At 55.3% G+C, this 23,314-nt stretch carries 19 protein-coding genes and 1 riboswitch; of the genes, 17 read left to right on the top strand and 2 right to left on the bottom strand.

Features of this window, described 5'->3' with window-relative positions; genetic code table 11:
• Window positions 1-16 precede the first annotated feature (16 nt).
• The 7 genes from EKM97_RS07795 (at window position 17) to EKM97_RS07765 (ending at window position 7,890) form a co-directional block, all read left to right on the top strand.
• The gene (locus EKM97_RS07795; protein ID WP_125571834.1) at window positions 17-841 is read left to right on the top strand and encodes an acetoacetate decarboxylase family protein; all 825 of its coding nucleotides are present in this window, start codon (window positions 17-19) and stop codon (window positions 839-841) included.
• Window positions 842-860: 19 nt separating this feature from the next.
• A complete protein-coding gene (locus tag EKM97_RS07790) occupies window positions 861-1,511 on the top strand; it encodes a nitroreductase family protein (RefSeq protein ID WP_225419249.1) in 651 nt (216 codons plus the stop codon).
• A gap of 13 nt (window positions 1,512-1,524) precedes the next feature.
• Window positions 1,525-1,639: riboswitch (FMN riboswitch) on the top strand.
• A gap of 92 nt (window positions 1,640-1,731) precedes the next feature.
• Entirely contained in the window at window positions 1,732-2,577 is an 846-nt protein-coding gene (locus EKM97_RS07785; RefSeq protein ID WP_164507485.1) for an FAD synthetase family protein, read from the top strand.
• A 297-nt stretch (window positions 2,578-2,874) separates the two neighbouring features.
• Window positions 2,875-4,386: a glycerol kinase GlpK gene (gene glpK, locus EKM97_RS07780; RefSeq protein WP_125571832.1), complete on the top strand. Its 1,512-nt coding sequence runs from the start codon at window positions 2,875-2,877 to the stop codon at window positions 4,384-4,386.
• Between the two features lie 22 nt (window positions 4,387-4,408).
• The gene (locus tag EKM97_RS07775) at window positions 4,409-6,151 is read left to right on the top strand and encodes an FAD-dependent oxidoreductase (protein WP_125571846.1); all 1,743 of its coding nucleotides are present in this window, start codon (window positions 4,409-4,411) and stop codon (window positions 6,149-6,151) included.
• 16 nt (window positions 6,152-6,167) lie between these two features.
• Window positions 6,168-6,875 carry an MIP/aquaporin family protein gene (locus tag EKM97_RS07770; RefSeq protein ID WP_125571831.1) on the top strand — a complete coding sequence of 236 codons (708 nt, stop codon included), beginning with the start codon at window positions 6,168-6,170 and terminating at the stop codon, window positions 6,873-6,875.
• 61 nt (window positions 6,876-6,936) lie between these two features.
• The gene (locus EKM97_RS07765) at window positions 6,937-7,890 is read left to right on the top strand and encodes an FAD:protein FMN transferase (RefSeq protein WP_125571830.1); all 954 of its coding nucleotides are present in this window, start codon (window positions 6,937-6,939) and stop codon (window positions 7,888-7,890) included.
• A 953-nt stretch (window positions 7,891-8,843) separates the two neighbouring features.
• Here the strand turns inward: EKM97_RS07765 and EKM97_RS07760 are convergent.
• Both EKM97_RS07760 and EKM97_RS07755 read right to left on the bottom strand, forming a co-directional pair.
• Window positions 8,844-10,259, bottom strand: a complete 1,416-nt coding sequence (locus EKM97_RS07760; RefSeq protein WP_125571829.1) for an aldehyde dehydrogenase family protein — start codon at window positions 10,257-10,259, stop codon at window positions 8,844-8,846.
• A gap of 224 nt (window positions 10,260-10,483) precedes the next feature.
• A complete protein-coding gene (locus EKM97_RS07755; RefSeq protein ID WP_125571828.1) occupies window positions 10,484-11,374 on the bottom strand; it encodes an MDR/zinc-dependent alcohol dehydrogenase-like family protein in 891 nt (296 codons plus the stop codon).
• A 138-nt stretch (window positions 11,375-11,512) separates the two neighbouring features.
• Between EKM97_RS07755 and EKM97_RS07750 the strand changes: the two genes are divergently transcribed.
• From EKM97_RS07750 to EKM97_RS07710, 10 genes are all read left to right on the top strand, one after another.
• Window positions 11,513-12,385 carry a metal ABC transporter solute-binding protein, Zn/Mn family gene (locus EKM97_RS07750; protein ID WP_125571827.1) on the top strand — a complete coding sequence of 291 codons (873 nt, stop codon included), beginning with the start codon at window positions 11,513-11,515 and terminating at the stop codon, window positions 12,383-12,385.
• Between the two features lie 499 nt (window positions 12,386-12,884).
• Entirely contained in the window at window positions 12,885-14,513 is a 1,629-nt protein-coding gene (locus tag EKM97_RS07745) for an ABC-F family ATP-binding cassette domain-containing protein (RefSeq protein WP_164507484.1), read from the top strand.
• Window positions 14,514-14,697: 184 nt separating this feature from the next.
• Complete coding sequence (locus EKM97_RS07740; protein ID WP_164507483.1) at window positions 14,698-15,579, top strand: Rgg/GadR/MutR family transcriptional regulator; 882 nt, start codon at window positions 14,698-14,700, stop codon at window positions 15,577-15,579.
• Complete coding sequence (locus tag EKM97_RS07735; protein WP_125571825.1) at window positions 15,576-16,445, top strand: Rgg family transcriptional regulator; 870 nt, start codon at window positions 15,576-15,578, stop codon at window positions 16,443-16,445. The genes EKM97_RS07740 and EKM97_RS07735 overlap by 4 nt, the downstream gene beginning before the upstream one ends.
• A 125-nt stretch (window positions 16,446-16,570) precedes the next feature.
• Window positions 16,571-17,683, top strand: a complete 1,113-nt coding sequence (locus tag EKM97_RS07730; RefSeq protein WP_125571824.1) for an exonuclease SbcCD subunit D — start codon at window positions 16,571-16,573, stop codon at window positions 17,681-17,683.
• Between the two features lie 3 nt (window positions 17,684-17,686).
• Entirely contained in the window at window positions 17,687-20,815 is a 3,129-nt protein-coding gene (locus tag EKM97_RS07725) for an AAA family ATPase (RefSeq protein WP_125571823.1), read from the top strand.
• Between the two features lie 111 nt (window positions 20,816-20,926).
• The gene (locus EKM97_RS11965) at window positions 20,927-21,073 is read left to right on the top strand and encodes a hypothetical protein (RefSeq protein ID WP_164507482.1); all 147 of its coding nucleotides are present in this window, start codon (window positions 20,927-20,929) and stop codon (window positions 21,071-21,073) included.
• A 295-nt stretch (window positions 21,074-21,368) separates the two neighbouring features.
• A complete protein-coding gene (locus tag EKM97_RS07720) occupies window positions 21,369-22,031 on the top strand; it encodes an NAD(P)H-dependent oxidoreductase (protein ID WP_125571822.1) in 663 nt (220 codons plus the stop codon).
• Window positions 22,031-22,216, top strand: coding sequence for a hypothetical protein (locus EKM97_RS07715; protein ID WP_125571821.1), 186 nt, complete (start codon window positions 22,031-22,033; stop codon window positions 22,214-22,216). The genes EKM97_RS07720 and EKM97_RS07715 overlap by 1 nt, the downstream gene beginning before the upstream one ends.
• 79 nt (window positions 22,217-22,295) lie before the next feature.
• Window positions 22,296-22,820: an HdeD family acid-resistance protein gene (locus tag EKM97_RS07710; protein WP_125571820.1), complete on the top strand. Its 525-nt coding sequence runs from the start codon at window positions 22,296-22,298 to the stop codon at window positions 22,818-22,820.
• Window positions 22,821-23,314 lie beyond the last annotated feature (494 nt).

Genomic DNA, 23,314 nt, shown 5'->3' with positions numbered 1-23,314 from the left:
CAAGGAGGAGTAAGTCATGGATAATTTTGTAGTGAGTCAAGATGCGGTTAAGAACTTCCTGAACAACCCCAGCATGAACGACCAGACGGGGATTACCTTCGCCTACGCGACAGATCCTGCCGCACTGAGCGCCATGATTCCGGCACCACTGAAGCTGGTGGCGCCAATCGTGGTCGGTTACGTGGCCAAAATGGGCAAGCCAACCTTCGGGCCAGAATACATGGAACAAACGTTGTACGCCATGGTTAGCTATGACGGCAAAATGATGGGGGCCTACCCATTCCAGCTGCTGCTGTCAGGTGCCGGTGCTGAAGCCGGACTGACCGCGGGCCGTGATGGTGCGGGTATTCCCAAGAAGCTTGCCGACGAGATTACGCTGGATCGCGATGGCGACCAGGCGCGCGCGGTGGTGACGCGTCACGGCGTCAAACTGCTGGATTTGACCTGGCAGGCGGGCAGCATTAACGAGCCAAGCTTCATGGAACAGTTTGCGGGCATGATGAAGCCGGGTGAGCCGAACGAAACGATGAGTTTCTTCCTCAACTACGCGCTCGACCAAACGCCTGATGGTGCTAACCACTTCACCGATGTGGAATTGCTGGGGACGCAGATGACATCTGTTGCCGACGCCATGGAACCCGGCAGCATTGACCTGAAACTGGCCTCCAGCCCAGATGACCCGCTGGCGTCCCTGCCAGTACTCAAGCCGCTGGGTGGTGCTTGGTACCACTTTGCAACGTCAACCATGCACAACACGATGCACCTGGCCAAGGTGGATGCAGAAACGGCAGCGCCTTACCTGATTGCGGGCCGCTACGACCGGGCAACTTACGAGGATTAACTTAGAGGAGATTTTCGATATGGATGCAAAAAAATTGGTCAACAATGATTTTGCCGATGTGATGTTCAACCGGCACTCGGTGCGGGTCTTCGACAAGAACGTCAAGATCGACCGTACGGAATTGCAGGAAATGATTCGTGAGGCTGCGACAGCCCCATCTGCCTGCAACCTGCAGTCCTGGCATTTTGTGGTGATTGATAACCCTGAGGCCAAGGCCAAGCTCAAGAAGGCCGCGATGAAGTTCAACTATCCGCAGATTGATACCGCGTCTGCACTGGTCTTCATCGCTGGGGATACGCAGTCGCACGAGGTTTACCGTGATGTTTGGCAGAAGGTTTACGAGGCGGGCAACATTACCAAGGAAAAGCTCGACCAGATTTTCAACACCTTCCTGCCATTGTACGAAAACGCAACGCCAGAGTTCTTGCAGCTGGACGCGACGATGGACAGTGCAATTGCGGGGATGCAGCTGCTGCTGGTTGCCCGCGCACACGGCTACGAAGCTAACCCGTGGTCTGGCTTTGACTTCAAGACGGTGATTGCCGACTTGGGTCTGGACCCACTGCGCTTTGTGCCCGTAATGTGCGTGGCCATCGGGAAACCGGATGCGTCAGTGACCCCACTGCAGACACAGCGCTACCCAGCAGAGCAGTTAACTGAATTTATCTAGCAACACTAATTGAATGAATCTTCAGGGCGGGGTGCAATTCCCGACCGGCGGTGATAGTCCGTGAGCCGAGGAGGCTGAACCGGTGTAATTCCGGTACCGACAGTAAAGTCTGGATGGTGAAGATTGAGCGAAGTATCCTTCTAAACTCATGTCGCCAGACATGAGTTTTTTGTTTCACCCAGCCGCCCGCAGTCAAAACAGCAAGTTGGAGGACAAAACCATGCGCGTCATCACGATTGATCCCAGTTTAATTCAGGCCGAACCGGCCACCCCCTGCGTGCTCGCCCTCGGCTTTTTTGACGGTGTGCACCGCGGCCATCAGCAAGTGATTGCCCGCGCCCGGGCAGTAGCGGCGCAAAAGCAGTTGCCACTGGCGGTGATGACCTTCGATCGGCACGTGAGTCAGGTGTTCCCAATGCCCAAAAGTGCATCCTTTCGCTACCTGACCAGTGTGACCGAGAAGGCGCGCCTGATGGCGGAACTAGGCGTGGCGACGCTTTACGTCGTCAAGTTCACGCCGGCGTTTGCGGGACTGGCGCCGCAGGAGTTCAGTGACCAATTTTTGATTGGATTGGGTGCACAAACGGTGGTGGCTGGTTTTGATTACACCTTCGGGCGCGGTGGCAAGGCGACAGTAGCCGACTTGTCGCGATACAGTCGCGGGCGCTTCGACGTTGCAATCGTCGATCAGCTGCAGGCAGATCATCTGAAAATCAGCTCTACTCGCATCCGGGCATTGATTCAAGACGGGGCGGTCGCGCGCGCTAACGTGCTGCTGGGGCATCCGTACACTTTGACTTTGCGCCCGTGTTTACGCAATGGCCGCGATATGCGCACCGCATTGGTGCAAGCGCGCCAGCAACTGCCGGCGCCCGGTAGTTACAACGTGCGCCTAGTCACGCATAGCGGTAATTGTAGCGGGCTGCTCGTGGTGACCAGCACAGGAGACTTGATTTTGCGCACGGTGCTGCCACTGAGCACGACAGATTTGCTGACGGTCAGTGTGCTGAAGCGTCAAGCGCCAGCGGTTATGCATTCAGCGGGGACCCTGGTGGGCCTCGCCTAGCAATTATTGACATCTATTCAAGAGACGGCGTAAGGAGACACGACTATGGCCATTCAAAGTAGCGACGGGCAAGCCCGTTCACATCTGCCTAGAAGACAGACACGGTCGACTGCTAATAAAAGACCTGCCAGCAAGGCAAGTCGGCGTGCGCTGACAAGGGATGAACCGGCAATCGATCAAACAACGGCGGTGCCGCAAGCAGGCAGTTCGGAACTGGACGCAATGAGTGTCGCCAGTAAGCAAGACGAATTTGATTAGCACAAAATGAAAGCGTTTAAAAATAAGGACGTGAAGATAATGGCAGAAAAATACATTCTGGCAATTGATGAAGGAACGACCAGCACACGCAGCATTCTTTTTGATCATAAAGGCGCCAAGGTCGCGGACGCGCAAAAGGAATTCCGGCAGTATTTCCCGCAACCCGGGTGGGTTGAGCACGATGCCAACGAGATTTGGAACGCGGTGCAAAGCACCATCGCGAACGTCTTCATCGAGTCAGGCATTAAGCCCGAGCAGGTTAGCGGCATTGGTATTACGAACCAGCGCGAAACCACCATCATTTGGGACAAGCAAACTGGTTTACCAATTTACCACGCGATTGTGTGGCAATCCCGGCAGACGGCGCCCATCGCCGAGCAACTCATCGCCGATGGCCACAGTGACATGATTCACGAGAAGACGGGGCTGGTGACCGACGCCTACTTCTCCGCAACCAAAATTCGCTGGATTCTGGACCACGTTGAGGGGGCGCAGGAACGCGCCGAGAAGGGCGAACTGCTCTTCGGCACGATTGATACCTGGCTGCTTTGGAAGCTGACGGATGGCAAAACACACGTCACGGATTACTCCAATGCGAGTCGAACGATGTTGTTTAACATCCACGACCTCAAGTGGGATGACGATATTTTGCAACTGCTCAACATTCCGCGGGCCATCCTGCCGGAAGTGAAGAGCAACTCGGAAGTGTATGGAACCACGGCGTCCTTCCACTTCTACGGCAGTGAAGTGCCAATTGCCGGGATGGCCGGCGATCAGCAGGCGGCCCTTATCGGTCAGCTGGCTTTTGAACCGGGGATGGTCAAGAACACCTACGGCACTGGGGCGTTTGCGGTGATGAACATTGGGACCGAGCCGCGGTTGTCGACGCACAACCTGCTGACCACCATCGCGTACGGAATCGACGGCAAGGTGAACTACGCGCTGGAAGGTTCCGTCTACGTTGCCGGCAGTGCGATTCAGTGGCTGCGCGACGGGATGCGCCTGGTCGACACCGCGCCAGAATCTGAAGCGGCGGCCTTAGCCTCAAACAGTGATGATGAAGTGTACGTGGTGCCCGCGTTTACAGGTTTGGGTGCGCCGTACTGGGATTCTAACGTGCGCGGCGCGGTGTTCGGCGTTACGCGCGGCACGACCCGTGAAGACTTCATCAAGGCTACGCTGCAGAGCCTGGCTTACCAGAGCCGCGACGTCATTGACACTATGAAGCAGGACTCGGGCATTGCGATTCCGAAGTTGAAGGTGGATGGTGGTGCGGCCAAGAACGACTACCTGATGCAGTTCCAGGCCGATATTTTGGACACCGAAATTGACCGGGCGGCGAACCTCGAAACGACGGCTCTGGGGGCTGCGTTCCTGGCCGGACTGGCGACGGGCTTCTGGAAGAATCTGGATGAAGTTAAGCAAATTAACCATCCGGGTAAGCAGTTCAAGCCAGCTATCAGTGCCGAGCGGCGGGCCAAGTTGTATGCCGGTTGGGGCAAGGCCGTGGCGTCCGCGCGGGCATTCTCGAGCGTCAGCGACGACGAGTAGGATTGATTAGGAGGAGAGTATGATGGCATTTTCCGCAAAAACACGGGTTCAGGATATTGAAAAGCTTAAAAGCGAGCAGTTTGACCTGCTAGTTGTCGGTGGCGGGATTACCGGCGCCGGGGTGGCAATTCAGGGCGCGGCAGCGGGTATGAAGACGGCCCTGCTCGAAATGCAGGACTTTGGCGCGGGGACGAGTTCCCGCTCCACGCGACTGGTGCACGGGGGCATTCGCTACCTGAAGACTTTTGACGTCGAGGTGGTTTCTGACACCGTTAAGGAGCGCGCAATTGTTCAGCACATCGCGCCGCACATGACGACACCGGACCCGATGCTGCTGCCGATTTATGACGAGCCCGGCACGACCTTCACAATGTTCTCCGTGAAGGTGGCGATGGATCTGTATGACCACCTCGCCGGCGTGGACACTAATCCGGCGCTGCAAAAGTACGCGAACTACACCCTGAGCAAGGAAGAAGTGCTCAAACGCGAACCACAGCTGAACCCAGACCACTTGGTCGGTGGTGGGGTCTACCTGGACTACCAGAACAATGACTCGCGCCTGGTCGTGGAAAACATCAAAAAAGCCCACGCTGAAGGTGGTACGATGGTTAGCCACGTGAAGGTAACGGGGATGTTGTATGACGACCAGGGCAAGGTCAACGGCGTGAAGGCTTACGATATGCAGACGCAGCGCTTCTTTGAAGTGCATGCCAAAGTCGTGTTGAACGCCGCCGGACCATGGTCGGACAAGGTGCGCCACCTGGATGCCAATGCTAGTCGCAATGCACAGATGCGCCCAACCAAGGGGGTCCACCTGGTTGTTGATCAGTCGCGGTTAACCGTGCCGCAGCCAACTTACTTTGGCTCCGGAACCAACGACGGCCGCATGATTTTCACCATTCCGCGGGAAGGCAAAACTTACTTCGGGACGACCGATACCGACTTCCGGGGAAAATTCGAGGATCCACAGGTTGACCAAAGTGATGTCGATTATCTGCTCAAAATCATCAACAAGAAGTATCCGAGTGCACACCTGACGATTGATGATGTGGAAGCCAGTTGGGCCGGAATTCGGCCACTGATTGCCGCTGAAGAACCGGAAACAGAAACCGATGCGGTGTCCGGTGCCAGTGCAGCGGCGAGCCTCAGCGCGCCATCTGCAGTGTCGCGTGGTTCTTCGCTGAAAGTGGCGTCTGACGGGCTGGTTACCCTGGCCGGCGGGAAGCTGACCGATTACCGCGTCATGGCTAACGGCGCGATGGAAAAGGTGCGCGAGATTTTGCAGCGCGACTTTGATGAACAGTTTAAGGCCATTAACTCCGCCGAAATCAAGGTTGCGGGGGGCGACTTTGATTCCGACAATGTGGAACAAGCAATGGCCGACTTTAGCGCTTATGGTGAGCAGCAAGGTGCGAGCGCCAAGGAAGCCCGCGAGATTGCCGTGCTTTACGGCGCCAATAGCAAGCACATCTTTGACGACATGGCCGCGCTGTCAGCAGGGGCAGCCGGCCTCAGCAAGGCCGAAACCGCGGCGCTGCACTACTCATTGAATGAGGAAATGGTTCTGGACGCAGTGGATTACTTGTTGCGGCGCACCTACCACATCCTGTTTTCCAGTAAAGACATCGATCGGATTAAGGGCGGCGTTCTTGCCGAGATGGCCAAACAGCTCGGCTGGGATGATGCCGAAACCCAGCGGCAAAGTGCCGCGGTGGACGCTGAAATCCGCGCGTCCCGCTTAGTTGATCTCAAGGCGGCCAAGTAGACAGGAGGTGCCCGTCATGAATGGTTTTATTGGGGAATTAATTGGTACGGCCATCCTGATTGCTTTTGGGGCCGGGACCGGCGCCAACGTCAATCTGAAGAAGACGCTTGGCCGCGGCAGTGGCTGGCTCTTTATCACCGTTGCCTGGGGTTTTGCGGTTGCGTTCGGGGTGTACGCTGCCGGCCAATTCGGCGCGGATGGTCACTTGAATCCAGCAGTCACATTGGGGTTCGCAGCTTTTGGCTACTTCCCATGGGCAAAAGTACCAGCTTACCTGGCCGGACAATTCATTGGTGCGTTCATTGGCGCTGCGCTTGTCATTTTGCACTACTATCCGCACTTTAAGGCGGCAAAAGGTGCTGAAGATGGCAACAGCGTAGGCATTTTCGCCACGGGTCCGGCAATCGCTAATCCGCTGTTCAACTTCTTGAGTGAAGTGATTGCGACTTTTATCTTTATCTTCGTTTTGCTGAACCTGGGTGATTTCACCACCGGGCTCAAGCCACTCATCGTGGGCTTTCTCATCACGATGGTGGGGCAGAGTTTCGGCGGGACGACCGGATTCGCGTTGAACCCCGCCCGTGACCTGGCGCCGCGGCTGGCCTACGCCGTGCTGCCAGTGCCAAACCGAGGCGATGCTAATTGGGGCTACGCGTGGGTGCCAATTGTGGGGCCAATTGTCGGTGGCATACTCGCCGCTGGCCTGCAGTTCCTGATTGCATAAGTTGTGAATACAGATGGCGGCGTTGCGGCGCCGCCCATACATAAAAAGGATGGTGGCTGAAATGACCAAGTTGATTGCAAAGCACCACGCGCTGGGAACCGAAATTGATCTGACCGTCTTCCGTGAACCGGACGTCCATATTTTTGATGCGACCTTTGACCTCATCGACACCTTTGAAGACTTACTTACGGTCAACCGCGAGCACTCCGAGGTGATGGACATCAACGACGCGGCCGGACAGCACGCGGTGAGTGTCAGCCCAACCGTGTACGAATTGGTCAAGCAGGCGGTTCTTGCGAGCCGGGAAGAACGCGGCTTTGACGTTACCATCGGCCCGCTCGTGCAGTTATGGCACATCGGTTTCAAGGACGCGCGCCTGCCGCAAGCAGCGGAGATTCAGGCCAAAATGCAGCTGATGGGTGCTAACGAAATTGTTTTGGATGACGACAGGCGCAGTGTATTCTTGCCGCGGGTGGGGATGCAGCTGGACCTCGGCGGGATAGGCAAAGGCTACATCGCGGATCGCGTCCGCGACTTTTGGCTCCAAAATGGCATTAGTAGCGGCATCATCAATCTGGGCGGCAACCTGATGTTCGTTGGCCCTAGTCAACATGCAGACACACGCTGGCGGGTTGGCATTCAGGTACCTTTTGCCCGCCGCAATGACGCACTGGGTATCGCAAGCATTACCGGCGGCTCCGTGGGGACATCAGGCATTTACGAACGTTTCTTGACGGTTAACGGCAAACAGTACCATCACATCATCGACCCCGTCACGGGTTACCCAGTGCAGACCAACCTGGCCAGCGTGACGGTGCTCAGCCAGAACTCGACGGTGGGTGAAATCTGGTCGAGCTGGGGCTTTTATAACGGCGTTGCCAAAACGCTGGCCATGCATCCTGAAGAGCAGGAGATTGGACTTATCTTTACCACTCAAGATAAGCAGATATACCTGAGCCCGAACCTGCGCGGCCAGTTCCGGGTGCTCGATTCGGAATTCACACTGCATGAATGACTTGTCGCTGTCCGTCAGCGTAAGTCATGAAACTTTCATCCGCAAGGATGGTGGAATTGAAAATAGTGGTTAGACCGAAGGTCGGAACTGGACCGGATTAGCTTTGCTCCCGGGAAGGGTGTGCGTGGGACCGTTCCAGCCAGCTGCGCTGTCTTCCACTGGCGATTTTGACGCAAACCCAGCGTCAAAATCGCGCTCCCAACGAAAATGGCGGTGTACATTTCGCACGAAGTTCATGTGCGAAACATACACTGCCATTTTCGTGGACACGCACACCCTTCCCGTCCGCTACCGCGAATCCGGCCCAGTTCCGACGCACATTCACATGACTGTGGTGGTGAATGTTTCGGGCTTCGGTGGCGAGAATGGCAGACAAAGATGAACACGAAATTAAGCAACTTTGGCATCGTGAGCGGTTCAGCTAGCTGATCAAACACCTTGAATACTTTTACCATGCGGCATACAGGAATTTCATAATCGTCCAATTGCACGGCCCATGTACAGTCGAACGTCGGTCTCAGCATTTCAGTGTCACAGCATGGGCCTCTCACTGTAGTATTCTGCTCAGTAACGTGTCGGCCACGGAGGTGGTAGTGTGCTTGGGCGAAGTGCAGGGAACGGAGTCGGGCGAAAAGATGATTGTTTGGAGACAGGACGGCCGTATTTGCCGTCGTGGCTTCACACAATCATCTCGGGAGCGCGGAGTTGACGTCGTTCTTGCGGCAACTCCGCCAGCGGAAGACCGCGATAGCGGGCTGAAGCGGTCCCCGCCCGACGTAGTTCCCGGAGCGTAGCCCAAGCGCACCACCACCGGAGTTGCCGACTTCACCGCCTAACGGCGTCATGAAAACACCAAAGAGGCCCAGCGTGACTTCGTCACTGAAACGCTGTCGCTGACGAACAACAAAAAAGCCACCCAGCATAAAAGCTGAGTGGCTGCATTACAATTGTTTTTACTTTGCGCGGATAACGGCCCGGAGTTCGTTGATGAATTCGATAGGCTTGCGTGTTGGACGGGAAACGTACTTGATGTTGAGCAGGTCGTACGTGGACAGGTTGTGGGAGATGGAGTTCTTACCGTAAGTCCCAGTACCCAGTGTCAGGGAAGGTGTGAGGCCGTTGAAGAGGCCACCGATACCACCGAGAGAACCTGGGGTGTTGATCAGGATCCGGCAAGCAGGCATCTGCTCACCGAACTTGTCGACAATGTTGTTGTCCTGGGTGTGCAGAACTGCCGTGTGGCCAAGGCCACCGTAGTTGAGCAGGCCGAGGCACATTGCAAAGGCCGTTTCGGTCGTGTTGGCAATGTACATGGACAATACTGGAGACAACTTTTCACCAGACAGTGGGAAGTTAGTGCCGATACCGTCGAGCTTGCCGATGAGCAACTTGGTGCCAGCTGGCACCTTGATGCCGGCAAGTTCAGCAATCTTCTCGGCGGACTGACCAGCAACAGGACCCCGCACGGTGTGGCGGGCTGGGTCAATGACGGCGTCTGAGAGCTTGTCGACTTCGTTATCAGGAACAAAGTAGGCACCCTGCTTCGTGAATTCAGCCTTCACTTCGCTGAGGATTTCGCGGTCAACGACGATGCTGTTTTCACTAGCACAAATCATCCCGTTGTCGAAGGTCTTGGACAACATGATGTCGGTAACAGCGCTCTTCACGTCGGCAGTCTTTTCGATGTAGGCTGGGGCGTTACCAGGGCCAACACCCAAGGCGGGCTTACCGGTTGAGTAAGCAGCCTTAACGAGGCCAGGACCACCGGTTGCAAGCACGATGGCAACACCAGGGTTGTTGAGCAGGGCGTTGGAAGCTTCGATGCTTGGCTGGGAAATCCACTGGACCAAGTTTTCAGGAGCACCAGCAGCAACCGCTGCTTCAGCCATCAGGCGGCAAGTGGCAACACCACACTGGAGAGCCTGTGGGTGCAGACTGAAGATAATGGCATTGCGTGTCTTGAGGGCGAGCAGAATTTTGAAGATAACCGTTGAAGTTGGGTTGGTAACAGGGGTCACACCGGCAATAATACCGAGTGGTTCTGCAACCTTCTCCACCTTCTTGGCTTCGTCGACTTCGATGACACCAACCGTCTTATCATCCTTAACCTGCTTCCAGATGTACTGGGAAGCAAAGATGTTCTTGATGGCCTTGTCTTCGGAATTGCCGCGACCGGTTTCCTCATATGCGAGCTCCGCAAGGTCCTTGGCGTGGGCCGTTGCAGCCTTCACCATGGCGTCACAGATTGCGTCAACCTGTTCCTGCGTGAAGTTCTGATACTGATCAAAAGCGAGTTGGGCATTAGCAACCAGTTCAGAAATCTGCGCTTCAGCTGCTTGAGCCTTATCATTTGTTGCTGTATCTGGCATGTTTATCTCCTCTTTACGCGTTTAGCATTCATCTACATGTTTAATAATAAGTCCATTAGTATTGGATGTAAACACGTGAAAATCCCGCTATAACAACGTTTAACGGGTGTATCGCTGTCTAGGCCGAAATGATTGTTAGCGATTACGAAGGCCGCCCTCACTTGAAAGTAAGGGCGGCCTTAAAATGATACACAGCGGTTGTATCAGTAAGTAATGGTACAGAATTAATTTTGGAGAGTAACAGCTGAATGAACAGCTGGGGCCTTGATGCTCAGAATGGGAACTGGAACTGCTGACCGTGAGCGGACGCAGGCGGCTTGTACGTCCGGTGTGGTGAATGCATAAAGTTGCGTCTGCGGCCGCGTGAGCTGGCCATCTTCAATCATCGTCCACAGCGGCATGGCCGCGGCGTTCAAGTTGAGCTTGGAACTCGCCCCCATGTGTACAAAGAGGGCGAGTTTATGCTTGAAGTCAGGGGCAAAAGCGTTCTGACTGGCGAGGATACCGGCCGGGTGCAGGCCAATTAGTGCGAGCTGGTCGACTTGCACCTCGGTAGTGAAGTTGATGATGGCGTGGTAGGCGTCGGGGTGCGTAGGCAACTGGGCACGTGCCGTTAGCGTGGTGTATTGTTGAATATCTTCGATTCCAAAATAATGCGCGAGCTGCACGCACAGTTGAACGCGGAGCGGCCAATCGTCAATGATGGCGAGACGCTGGCCGGGGTGTACCTGGGCAAAGTCGAGAAGCGCGCGCACGGCGGCCACGCCTGGTGCCATGATGCTCAATGCCATTTCGGGAACAATTCCGGCCGGCAGTGGACACAGGTCGCTTTGCGGCAGCAGCACTTGTTCGCACAGTGCGTGCTGCGTCCAGCCCAACACCAGTTGCCCAGCTTGCAGTTCGCCGACGCTAGTTGTGAGTGCTGCGCAAACTAAGCCACCAGGAATGCTGCGATGGGTGCGCAGACCGGCGTGAGCATCTGGCAGTTGGACGCTACTGGCAGCAACCGCCACCGTTTTGGCGACCACATCACCGGCTGCTGCGGCCGGATTTGGTGCAGTATAGCGCGTTAATTGCGAAACCGCTTCTCCAGGAAACAGGCCGAAAGCTTGCATGTCGCACCTCCAATCTGCAAACTTAATATTAAGTCAATTATTCTACCAATAATTATAGCGTTCACAAGGGGGACTTGCTTGTTGTTAATGCAAACTTTCTGTATAATTTGGCTGACTAATCGTAAGTAGGAGGTAGGTATGCGCAAAAAGTGGTGGCGTTTGGTCCTAGCATTTGCTTTGCTATTGACCCTAGCGGCGTGCGGACAGAAACAGCGGAAAACCGCGACAGCTAAAATTCGGGTTGTGACCAGCCTCAAAGTCTATCAAGAAGCGGCACGAGCCGTGCTCGGCAAGTATGGCAGTGCGACTGCCATCATCAGCAGTCCAGATGTTGACCCGCATGATTTTGAAGCCAGCACTGGGACGGCCAAGCAGGTCGCGGATGCCGACCTAGTCATCAGCAATGGCCTGGGCTATGATGATTGGCTGAGTAAGTTGACAACGGCGGCGAATAGCCAAAGTAAGCTAATCACCGTGGCAACAACCGTTCTGCACAAGCAGGATGGCGCCAATGAGCACGTCTTTTACGACGCGCAGCTGATGCCTAAGCTGACCGCCTACCTGGCAAAGCGCTACGCCAAGTTGCAACCGCAGCATGCGGCCTACTTCAAGAAGCGGGCGGCGCAGTACGTCGCGAGTCTCGCACCGCTCCGTAGTGAAATCAAGAAGGTGCAAACCGCCGGGCAGGGTAAGTATGCCGCTGCCGCGGAACCGGTCTTTAATTACGCGCTGCAGGCGAGCGGCTACAAGTTGCGTGCGACGCATTTTGCCAAGGCTATCGAGGACGGCACAGATCCATCGCCCAAGGATCTGGAAGAACTGCAAGGTCTGATTCGCGACCACAAAATTGCGGTTTTTGTCGTCAACGTGCAGGAAGAAAGCGCGCTGGTCAACCAGGTTGCCAAGTTATCGCGTAAGAACGGTGTCAAGGTGATTTCGGTGCGCGAAACTCAACCAAAGGGGCAGAACTATCTGGAATGGATGCTGAGCAATTACCGGCAGATGCGATAATTGTCCGTCAGCGATAGCATTTTAGTGACAAAGTCACACTGGGCCGCGTGGTGTTTTCACGACCACCGTTAGTTGGCGGGGTCGGCAACTCCGAGGAGGGTGTGCGCGACCGCAAAAATAGCTGTGTATGTTTTGCACATGTACTTTGTGCGAAATCTACGCAGCTATTTTTGCTAGGAGCGGGAGTTTGACGCGGTTTTTGCGGCAAACTTCCCAGTGGAAGACAGCACGGCTGGCTGGAGCCAATGGGACTTCGCGCTTTAGCGCGTTTAGTCCCGTGGACACCGAAGGACGGTCCCCGCTAACCGAGTTCCTGCCCGCGAAGCCAATCCGCACCAGACCCGACCTTTGGTCTACCCCACTATTTTCAATTCCAGCATCCTTGCGGATGAAAGTTTCACGACTTACGCTGACCAACCGCAACAGCTGTATGCAAAAGTGCAAATCTCTGATAGACTTATAGGAACAAATCTACGAATTCAACTAAGGAGAGTAATAATTGCTTACAGTTAACAACATCAGTATGACCTTCACCGACCGGACACTGTACAGTGACGTTAACCTCAAGTTTACAGAGGGTAACTGTTACGGGATTATCGGTGCAAACGGGGCTGGTAAGTCCACCTTCCTGCGCATCTTGGAAGGCAAACTGACCCCGACTTCCGGGACGGTGACACTTGGCCCGAACGAACGCATGAGCAGCCTCAAGCAAGATCACTTTGCATTCGATGACCAGACCGTACTGAACACTGTCATCCAGGGATACGCCCGCCTCTATGCCGTCATGCAGGAGAAGGACGCCATCTACGCAAAGGCTGACTTCACTGAAGAAGACGGGATGAAGGCCGCCGAACTCGAAGGTGAGTTTGCCGAAATGGACGGCTGGAACGCCGAAAGTGATGCCGCACAACTTTTGCAGCAGCTCGGGATTCCGGACGCCATGCATTCCCAGCTGATGGCCGAGTTAACTGAAGGCGATAAGGTGAAGGTGTTGCTCGCGCAGGCACTGTTCGGCCAGCCAGACGTCTTGCTGCTGGACGAACCGACTAACGGGCTCGACACCACCACCATCTCCTGGTTGGAAAATTTCCTGGCTGATTACCAGAAAACCGTTCTGGTTGTCTCCCATGACCGCCACTTCTTGAACGCAGTCTGCACGCAGATGTGTGACGTGGACTTTGGGAAGATTGAACTTTACGTTGGGAACTATGACTTCTGGCGCAAGAGTTCCGAACTGGCCCAGCAGCTACGTTCCAACGCTAACGCCAAGAAGGAAGAGCAGATTAAGCAGCTCCAGGAATTCGTGGCACGCTTCTCGGCTAACGCAAGTAAGTCGAAGCAGGCGACTTCCCGTAAGAAGCAGCTGGAGAAGATTACGCTTGACGATATCAAGCCAAGTACCCGTAAGTACCCTTACATCAAGTTCACGCAGCAACGTGAAGTCGGTAACGACTTGGTGCGCGCTGAGAACTTGGCTCTGACCGTCGATGGCGAAACTGCAATTAGTAACGCCAGCTTCGTGCTTAAGCCCGGCGAAAAGACGGCGATTGTGAGTCGCTCGGATGTGACCGCAACGCAGCTCTTGCAGCTGCTGGCTGAAGAAGTTAAGCCTGATTCCGGATCTGTGACCTGGGGTGTGACCACCCGGCGTGGTTACATGCCTAAGGATCTCAACGCCATCTTCGGCGACAATAACATGACCATTGTTGACTGGTTGCGCCAGTTTGCGCCTAAGGATCAGCAGGATAACACCTTCTTGCGTGGGTTCCTCGGCCGCATGTTGTTCTCCGGTGACGACGTGCTCAAGGAACTGAACGTCCTGTCTGGGGGCGAAAAGGTGCGGAGCATTCTCTCCAAGTTGATGTTGGAAGAACCCAACGTTCTGATTCTGGATGACCCAACGAACCACTTGGATCTTGAATCCATTACCGCACTCAACGATGCGCTGGTGGACTTCCCAGGTTCCGTCATCTTCACGAGTCATGACCACGAGTTCATTCAGACCATCGCCGACCACATCATCGAGGTCGGGCCTAAGGGGGTTGTCGACCGTGGCGAAACCACTTACGACGAATTCCTTGAACACCCAGTTGCGCAGGAACAAGTGAAGACCATTTACGGTGACTAAGCACCACAATCAAGCTTAAACACGCCACGAGTTGGAGCCAAAAGTCCGTTTACCACGCCCGCGCGTTGACAAACGGACTTTTTGGCGTTCGCTGTTGGCATTCGCGCAGTAAATACGCATTGGGAACGTTTTTCTGCTAAAATAGGCGTGTATTTCATAGCGGATGAGCAAGGGGGAATACCTAATGCTTGGAGAAGATTTTCACGAATTACGCGAACGGCGCGCAATTTCGCTGCGAGTTGCTGCGGGGGCAGTGACGTCACCAGCGACCTTGTCGAAGTTTGAAAATGGGGTTGGCGACTTAGGTATTAGTCACCTGGTGCAGTGCCTGGACAACATGGATAGTAGCCTTGTTGAGTTTGCCAGTATGAGCGACCCGAGCACCGGCAATTTGCACAGTTTTTTGCACCAAGCCGTTGATGCATACAACGTGCGCAACTTGCAAGAACTGCGTTACCTAATCGAGGAACAGTCTGACCGTTATCAGCAGCAGCACACTTTAGTGGCCTTTCACGACCTGGTGTCGGCTGCGGGTTTGTACTGTGATATTACGGGCGAAAAATTGTTGCCGGATGCTGACCTGAAGCAACTCGTTGATGAGTTAACTGCAACTAACAGTTGGGGTGAGGCCGAAATTACGGTGTTTGGGAATGCCGTTGGCTTGCTTGGGGACGACTGTCTGCTTGCTGTCGCCAAAAGTCTGCTGCTCCACCTCAATGACATTAACGTGCACAACCACGCGCGCTATCAGGACGCATGGACGGCACTCCTCAACACCCTGGATGAATTCACTAAGCGGGGTAGTATTCACGCGGACGAATTCATTGAGTACCTGGCGCAAAAGGATATTCCGGAAAACATCATGCTGATTAAGTGGCGCTTTCTGTTCTTACGGGATTGCCGGCGGGCAGCCGTGACGCCTGATGAGGCGCATTATGCTGCGGTTGATCAGCAATTGGCCTTTTTGCAGTTTGTGAACGACCAGATGCTTTATGAGCATTACCGGATGCAGGCAGCGGATATTCTGGGAAAGACTTACCTTGAACGTGGAGGTGATGCGTCATGAGTGTTGGTCAACAATTTGCGTACCTGCGTGAGGCTAAGGGCCTCACGCCAGAAGAAGCGAGCGCCGATATTATCGCGCCCAGCAAGTTAACTGCGTTTGAGGACGACCGCGGCGACATCCCATTGGAGAAGTTCAACCAGATTCTACTGAACATGGGTTACAGTTTGCGGCAATTTGCCAGTTTTCGCGACCGCTTGACGATTAACAAGGACACCTTCAGCCGCGAAATTGCCAACGCCTATGCAGTTGGCGATACGCCGCGCTTGCTCAAGTTTTACGACATGGTCAGCGATAGTGCCGCCACCCACGATGAGGCCTTCCTCAGCAAAATGACGGCGGCGGGCTACTACTATGAGCTGACAGGTAAGAAGTTGTTGTCTGCCGCCGATGAATCCCGACTTGCGGATTACCTATTGCAGATTGTGGCGTGGGATGAAACAGAAGTCGACGCCCTCATTGCGACGGTGCCACTGCTCAACAGCAGTCGGGTGTTCACCGTGAGTCGTGAAGTCATGCGGCTGGCACCGACTTTGCGCGAGTGGAATTATTCGCTCTATGTTGGCACCTGGACCGCAGTCATGCGCGGGCTGAAGCTACTCGTTGAACGGCGGTCGACATTTGCCGCAGCACTGCTTCGGCAGATTGACGAGACGCAGGAGATGTCTGAAGGCATGATTCAGAATCGCTTCAAACTGCGTTACCTGCGGGCGGTGCTGGAGCTGAGTAAAAAACCTGATGAGCTGCTCCGCCGGCAAATTAGAGCGGACTACAACATGATAGTCCCTCTGGCGCCGGTCCAGCTCCTGAACGGCTTACGTGACGTCAGCATTAAAGCCGCTGACTTTGATCCAGCGGCAGTTGAATAGTACAGACTTCCACCCAGCCGCCGCGGCTGTGGTGGAATTTTTATGTCGTGAGGTTAATTACAAACGGACGTTCGTAGCAAGCACGTGATGCGCTATAATGGGAGCAACACAAGGAGGAATTTGGCATGCGTATTTTGCACACGGCCGATTGGCACATCGGCAAAACATTGGCGGGTTTTGACCTGCTGGACGTTCAGCGCCGCTCATTTGAACACTTGCGGCAAATTGCGCGCGATGAGCAGGTGGACGCGATGATTATTGCTGGTGACGTGTACGACCGGGCGCTGGCGAGTGAGCCCGTCGTGGCGAGCGTGAATCAGATGCTGCGCACGCTGAACTTGGACGACAAATTGCCATTACTGGTGATTGCGGGGAATCACGACTCGGCGGCACGGCTCGCGACGGGCCGGGAATGGTACGCGGATACCCAGTTGCATCTGAATACCCAGTTGGCGGAGGCTTTCACGCCAGTCACGATGGGCGACACCCAGTTCTTCCTGCTGCCATACTTTGAGCCGCGTGAGGCACAGGTGTATTTTGGCGACCCCAAGCTGACGAACGTGGAAAGCGCCATGCGGGCAGTTGTGGCCAAAATGCGCACGGAATTCGCCGCAGACAAGCATCACGTCCTGGTGGCGCATTTCTTTGCGGCCGGTAGTTCGCACAGCGAGTCTGAAACGAAAGTGAACGTTGGCGGCTTGGACGCCGTGCCGCTAGATTTACTAACGGATTTTGATTACGTGGCGCTGGGGCATCTGCACAACCGTAAGGCTTGCGAGAGTGACACGGTGCAGTATGCCGGGGCACTGCTGAAGTATGACGTCGGCGAGGCGGCGCAGAAGAAGGGGTGCTACATTCTGGACACGGAAACGATGACGCGCCGCTTCATCGAAATTCCGCAGCAACCGGATTTCCAGCACGTCACGGCCAGTTTTGCGGACATCATGAATGGCGACGTGGCGGACCTGGATACGGCTAATTACGTCCACTTCACGCTCACGGATACCGAGATTATTCCGGACCTGATGAACCGCCTGCGTAGTAAGTACCCACTTTGTGTTGGTGTGGATCGCAAAACGCGGGTGCAGCTCAAACGGGCGGTGCGTGAGTTCAACGAGAAGCTGGACCCGATGAGTCTGCTGGGCAAATTCTACGAAGACGCCTTGGGCAGCGAGCTTGGCCCGGCGGAAAAACAGTGGGCACAGCGCAGCTTGGCTGAACTGCAGCGGGAGGATTAAGACATGCAATTTCAAAAACTGCGAATGCAATTCTTTGGGCCCTACGAGGATCAGACGGTCGACTTTAGGGATTTTGCAGACCGGCCACTGTTTCTGATTAGTGGTGATACTGGTGCGGGGAAGAGCACGATTTTTGACGCGCTCTTGTTCGCGCTCTACGGTTCTGATTCCGTGGCCAGCAAGGGTGATCAAGGACGGGTTGCGATGACCATGCGCTCGAATTTTGCCGAGCCCAAGGAAGAGACCGTGGTGACGCTGAACTTCGCGCACCAGGGGAAGGACTACGAGGTTAAGCGCGGCATCCGCGAACGCCGTGATGGTACCTACGCCATGCGTGACCCAGAGTTGACCGTTACGAATGCGGATGGCAGCGAGGATGTCGTGACCAAGCAGCGCGAAGTCAACGCGGCCTTGCGCGATTTGCTAAAACTCGACAAGGCGCAGTTTCGCCAGATTGTATTACTGCCGCAGGGGGATTTCCGGCGCTTTCTGGACGCTGATAGTCAGGAGCGCGAGAAGCTGCTCCGGAGCATTTTTGGCACGGGAATGTACGAACGCTGGCAGCGCAAGCTTGAAGATGAGCTGAAAGGATTGCAGAAACGGCGCGGCGATAGCAACACCAAACTGGGCGGAATAATCAGTACCTTTGACGCTGCCGGCCGGGAAATCGACTTGACTGGTGAACTGCAAACGCAACTGGAGCAGATGCAAGCCGTGCTGAAGCAACAAGAAGCGGCTGCGGCTGCGCAAAATGAAGCACTTGTGCAGTCCCGTTTGCGTGCCCAACAGGCAAGTGCGGACTTACAGCAAGGCCGTCAGTTGGCGGCAGATCAGGCTGCACTCGCCAAATTGCAGGCGCAGGGCGCGGAACTAGCGGCGCAGGCACCGGCGGAAAAGCAGCGGGCGCGCGACATTGAGCAGCTCGAGTGGGTGCAGACGCAAAGCGGGCTGTACAGTGACTTGCAACAATCTCGGGCGCGCACCTTGCAGGCAAAAACGGAGCTAGCGACGAGCACGCAGCAACGCGATGATCAGCGTGCTAAGGCAGTAGCGAGCGCAGCAGAATACGACCGGCTGCAGGCTCAGCAAGACGAGATGCAAAGTGCTGCTGCCAAGGTGCAAACCCTCACCCAGAGCATTCAGCAACTGGGCGAACTGGCCGCGGCGCGACTTGCCGATGGAGAAACTAAGCAGCAGCAAACTGCGGCACTGGCGCATGTCACGACAGTTGGCGAACAATTGACACAACTCGAGCACAAGCGGCAGGACACACAGCAGGCACTAGCGGCGATTGATCGTGACGCCCTGCGCGAGCAGCGCGACCACGCGGCTCAGCTGCAAAATGATTTGCAGGTGGCGTGGCAAGATGTGCAGACGGCTGCGGATCGGCAGAATCAGGCGCAGCGGGCACACGACCGATTGCAGGAGCAGGTTGAAACGAGTGCGGCTGCCAGTACTGCGGCTGTGCGGCAGGCGAAAACTGTGCAGCTTGCCTTTTACGCAGGGCAGGCGGCAGTTTTGGCGGCAGACTTAGAGGTGGGGATGCCATGTCCGGTCTGCGGGAGCACTGATCACCCAATACCGGCACACGCTGCGGAAACGGTGCCTAGCCAGGAAGAACTTGATGCAGCGCAGCAGGCCGCAACCGACGCCCAAAGTCAGCTGACGAAGTTGCAAACGCAGCTGGCGCAACAAGAGACGGCAGTTGCGGATGCCACTGCCAAAGCAGCGGCGGCACGTGCCAGTTTTGAGAAGTTGAGTGCACAAGCACGGCCATCTTTAGATGTCGTGCATGATGCCAGTGCTGAAATTTTGCTCAATGCAGTCTCGGTGCTCGCGCAGACACGCGCGGCGGCGTACACCACCGGCAGTGAGCAATTAAGTCAGTTGCAAAAGCAGCTGACAACGCTGGACGCGCAGTTGACGACTACGCGCAGTGAGCAAGCTGACGCCCAAACCGCGGCAACCGCTGCGCAGGTGGCCTACTCTGCAGCGCACCAGAAGTACAGCCAGTTGCAGACAACTGTTGCAAACGCTGACGCTGATGCGGCGGCTCTGACTAAAGAGCGGGATGATCTGCAGGCGCAAGTGGCTGAGTATGATGAACAATTGCAAAAAGCGCAGCAGCAAGCACAAGATGACCGGCTCCGTGCGGGGCAACTGAGTGGGAGCGCAGAGGCGCTAAGTGCGGCGCTGGTTAAACAGCAGGCCCAACTTGAACGTAGCGTCCAGCAATTCAATGCCGCACTAGCGGACGAGAAAGCCGGTGTGCCGGACGAAGCGGCTTTTGCCACACTCTTGCCGCGCGTTGATGAACTCCAGACCTTGCGTCAGCAGAGCGCCCAGTACCACGAAGACGTGCAGACAGTGCGCAAAATGAGTGCTGAGTTGAAAGTTAGCACAGCGGATAAAGCCACGCCGGATTTGGCGGCGCTGGCGGCGGCAGATACGGCTGCACGCACGCAGGCCGATGAGCTCACTGAGCAACTGGGTTCACAGAAACAGCGCGTTAATCACAATGCAGATGTGGTGCAGCAAGTGGCAGCCGGCCTGAGCTCTTGGGAGCAGGACGAGCTTGACATGCGTGCGCTGTCCACACTGCTGACGGCGTTTAACGGCCGCAACGAGCGCAAGCTGGGACTCGAACGCTATGTTTTGGGATCGTACTTTAGCCGTGTCTTGGCACTAGCAACCGACCGTTTGAAGGAATTGACCCATGGCCGCTACGAGTTTGTGCTTAGCAACCAAGGTGGCGCGAATTTGAGCAGCCGCACCGGTCTGGAGATCAACGTATTTGACGATCAGGTTGGTGGTGAGCGTTCCGTGCGCACCTTGTCCGGTGGCGAGAGCTTCATCGCCGCCTTGTGTCTGGCACTGGCACTGGGGGAAATTATTCAGGAAGAAAATGGGGGCATCGCCATTGATGCTTTGTTCATCGATGAAGGTTTCGGTTCCCTGGACCGGGCGAGCCTCGATTTGGCCTTGGAAACTCTGGAGAGCATTGAGGGTAAAAACCGCATGATAGGGGTGATTAGTCACGTCAGCGAAATGCAGGCCAGCATCCCTGATCAGTTGCAGGTGCACGCCGACGGGACGGGGCGCAGCCACATTACGGCAGTGCACGCGGACTAGTTAAGTTTTGTTAATCCACTAATCCCCTTTAGCAGTATCCGATATTGAGTGCTATAATGAAGCTTGTAGCGAGGTGGATGCCCCGACTTCACGCAAAAGAGGCGAGAAGACATGGCAAAACTCAGTAAGCAGGAGCGTAAGGCTATGGCCCAGAAGGCTATGGAAGATCGCGCCAAGCACCCAGCAAAGAAGGACGGCCAATCAGGTTTCGCGGCAATCGACGCGGAAGCCGAAAAGCTCGACAGCCAAAACCGCTAATCGCGGGCCGAAGGCGGACTGTAGTAATTCTTACAGTCCGTTTTCATTTGCCAGCCACGAAAAGCGCGTGTTGGTCAACAAAAGCACCCCGCCAGAATCCTGCACGTGGCATTCTGGCGAGGTGCTTTTGCGTTTATTTTGTGGACAAATCCCAACAAGTGCGGATTTTATCGACGTAGAAAAATGCTAAACTGTGGATAAGTACCAAGAATCAGCGCGGAATTCCCAGCTGTGTCCCCATATCCACAGGAGCAGCAGTGGATAGTTCAGTTTTTGGAGAAAGTAGGTCACACTTATGCACACACTCGTGGTTGTGAGTCACCCGCAATTGTCAGGTAGTAACACCCAAAACTTTTTCCGCGAATCGGCGCAGTCCTTAGCAGACGTTCTGTGGCACCCGCTGACAACGCAAAATTTTGACCTCGCTGCTGAAAGACAACTGCTCCAGACCGCCGACCGCGTGGTGTTGCAGTTCCCGCTTTACTGGTACAGCGCCCCGGCCAGTCTGTGGCGTTGGTTGGATGAGGTCTGGGTGCGCGGTGTCGTTTACGATGAACATGGCGGATTACTCGGTGGTAAGACACTCGGCCTCGTTGTGAATTATGGCCAGTCACCACAGTCGTTTGGCTTGGCGGGGCAAAACGGTCTTAGCGTCGCCGACACGCTGAAGCCCTTTGTCGGCATCGCTAACCGGACGGGGATGACGCTGCTACCACCAATTGTGGTGCCGCAGTTTGAACGCATGACAGACGAAGCGCGGGCAACGCTCATGGTACGTTATCAGCAGTACCTGACCCTCATGCAGCCGCAACAGCGCGAAGAACAGGCTCGCTGGTTTGCGCGGCAGTTGCGCGCTCGCCAGCAGGACATTTTCGCGGATGCCTTAACGGATCAGGAAGATGATTTGCTCCGTTTGCGGCAAACGGTGGCAGAACTGCGCGCGGGGGAGGAAGACTAATGGCAGACGATACACGCGGTAAATGGCTAGTCGCAGAGGCCCAGCGTTTGAGCACCCAGCAAGACAATTACGCCGAGCAGGCGTTTTACACAGCGTTGGCCGCTTTTTGCGCAGAGCAGCAGCATGAACTCGAATTGGCTGCTGGCGAGGTTGACGGCCGCAGCTGGAATCATGAGCAGTGGTAACATCCTGCTTAAGACTGATGTTGTGGCAGTCGAGCTTTGTTAAAGTAAGAGTATCAATAAAAGTAAACGGGTGATTAAAATGAGTTCTTTTTACGTTGAGTTCCAAAAAACGGGTTGGCTGCGCGGCCTCATTATGATGGCGTTGGGTGGTTGGATTCTCTTCCAACCAGGCATGGTCTTCGGCCTGCTGGTCAACGTGGTTGCGGCCGTACTGCTAGTGATGGGGATTATGAACATCATCAGTGGCATTCGGCTGCAGCGCCAGACCGGCGCGTCCTTCGGTGTCGGTAGTGGGGTGGGCTTAATCCTCGCTGCGGTCTTGGTAGAAGCTTTTGCAAAGGTCTTCTTGGCGATGTTCCCATTGTTCATCGGGATTGGGCTTTTGATTTACGGGATTGCCGCAATGACGGGTGCCCAGCATAACCGGCAGTACGTGAATGTATCCTCGACCTCCGGCATTGTGTACGGGTTGCTGGTGGTCATTGCCGGACTGTTCATGATGTTTAACCCCTTCGGTAGCGCAATGCTGATTTTCCGCTTCTTCGGTGGTGTCATCTTGTTCATGGGAATTATGGAAGTCATCAACTGGTTCAAGTTCCGTTAGGAACACTAAAACAGCCGCTGCCAGTCTGCAGCGGCTGTTTTGCTGTCCGTCAGCGTAAGTCTGCGCCCGCAAGGGTGCGCTTTACGCTTGGGTTTGTTTTCAAACCGCCGCTAGGCGGTGGGTCGGCAACTCCAGTGGTGGTGCGCTTGGGCTACGCTCCGGGAACTACGTCGGGCGGGGCCGCTTCAGCCCGCTAACGCGGTCTTCCGCTGGCAGAGTTGCCGCAAAAACCAGCGTCAACTCTGCGCTCCCGGTATTATTGTGTGAAGCCGTGGCGAAAGTTCGCGCCACGTCTCCACACAATAATACTTTCGCCCGACTCCGTTCCCTCTGCTCCGCCCAAGCACACCACCACCTCCGTGGCCGACACGTTACAAAGTGGAACTAAAACTACTCATCGTGGGATCCAGAAGAACGAGCGGTTTTGGTCTGCTCAAGAATCAGGCAAATTGTTCGCTTAGCCCCACAAGCCTAGTTCCAATCTCAGTGCTGTT

Source organism: Lacticaseibacillus songhuajiangensis, assembly GCF_003946025.1.
In the GTDB taxonomy this organism is placed as follows: domain Bacteria; phylum Bacillota; class Bacilli; order Lactobacillales; family Lactobacillaceae; genus Lacticaseibacillus; species Lacticaseibacillus songhuajiangensis.
The sequence above is the reverse complement of the archived record's forward strand: the minus strand, read 5'-3'. Positions and strand labels throughout refer to the sequence as shown.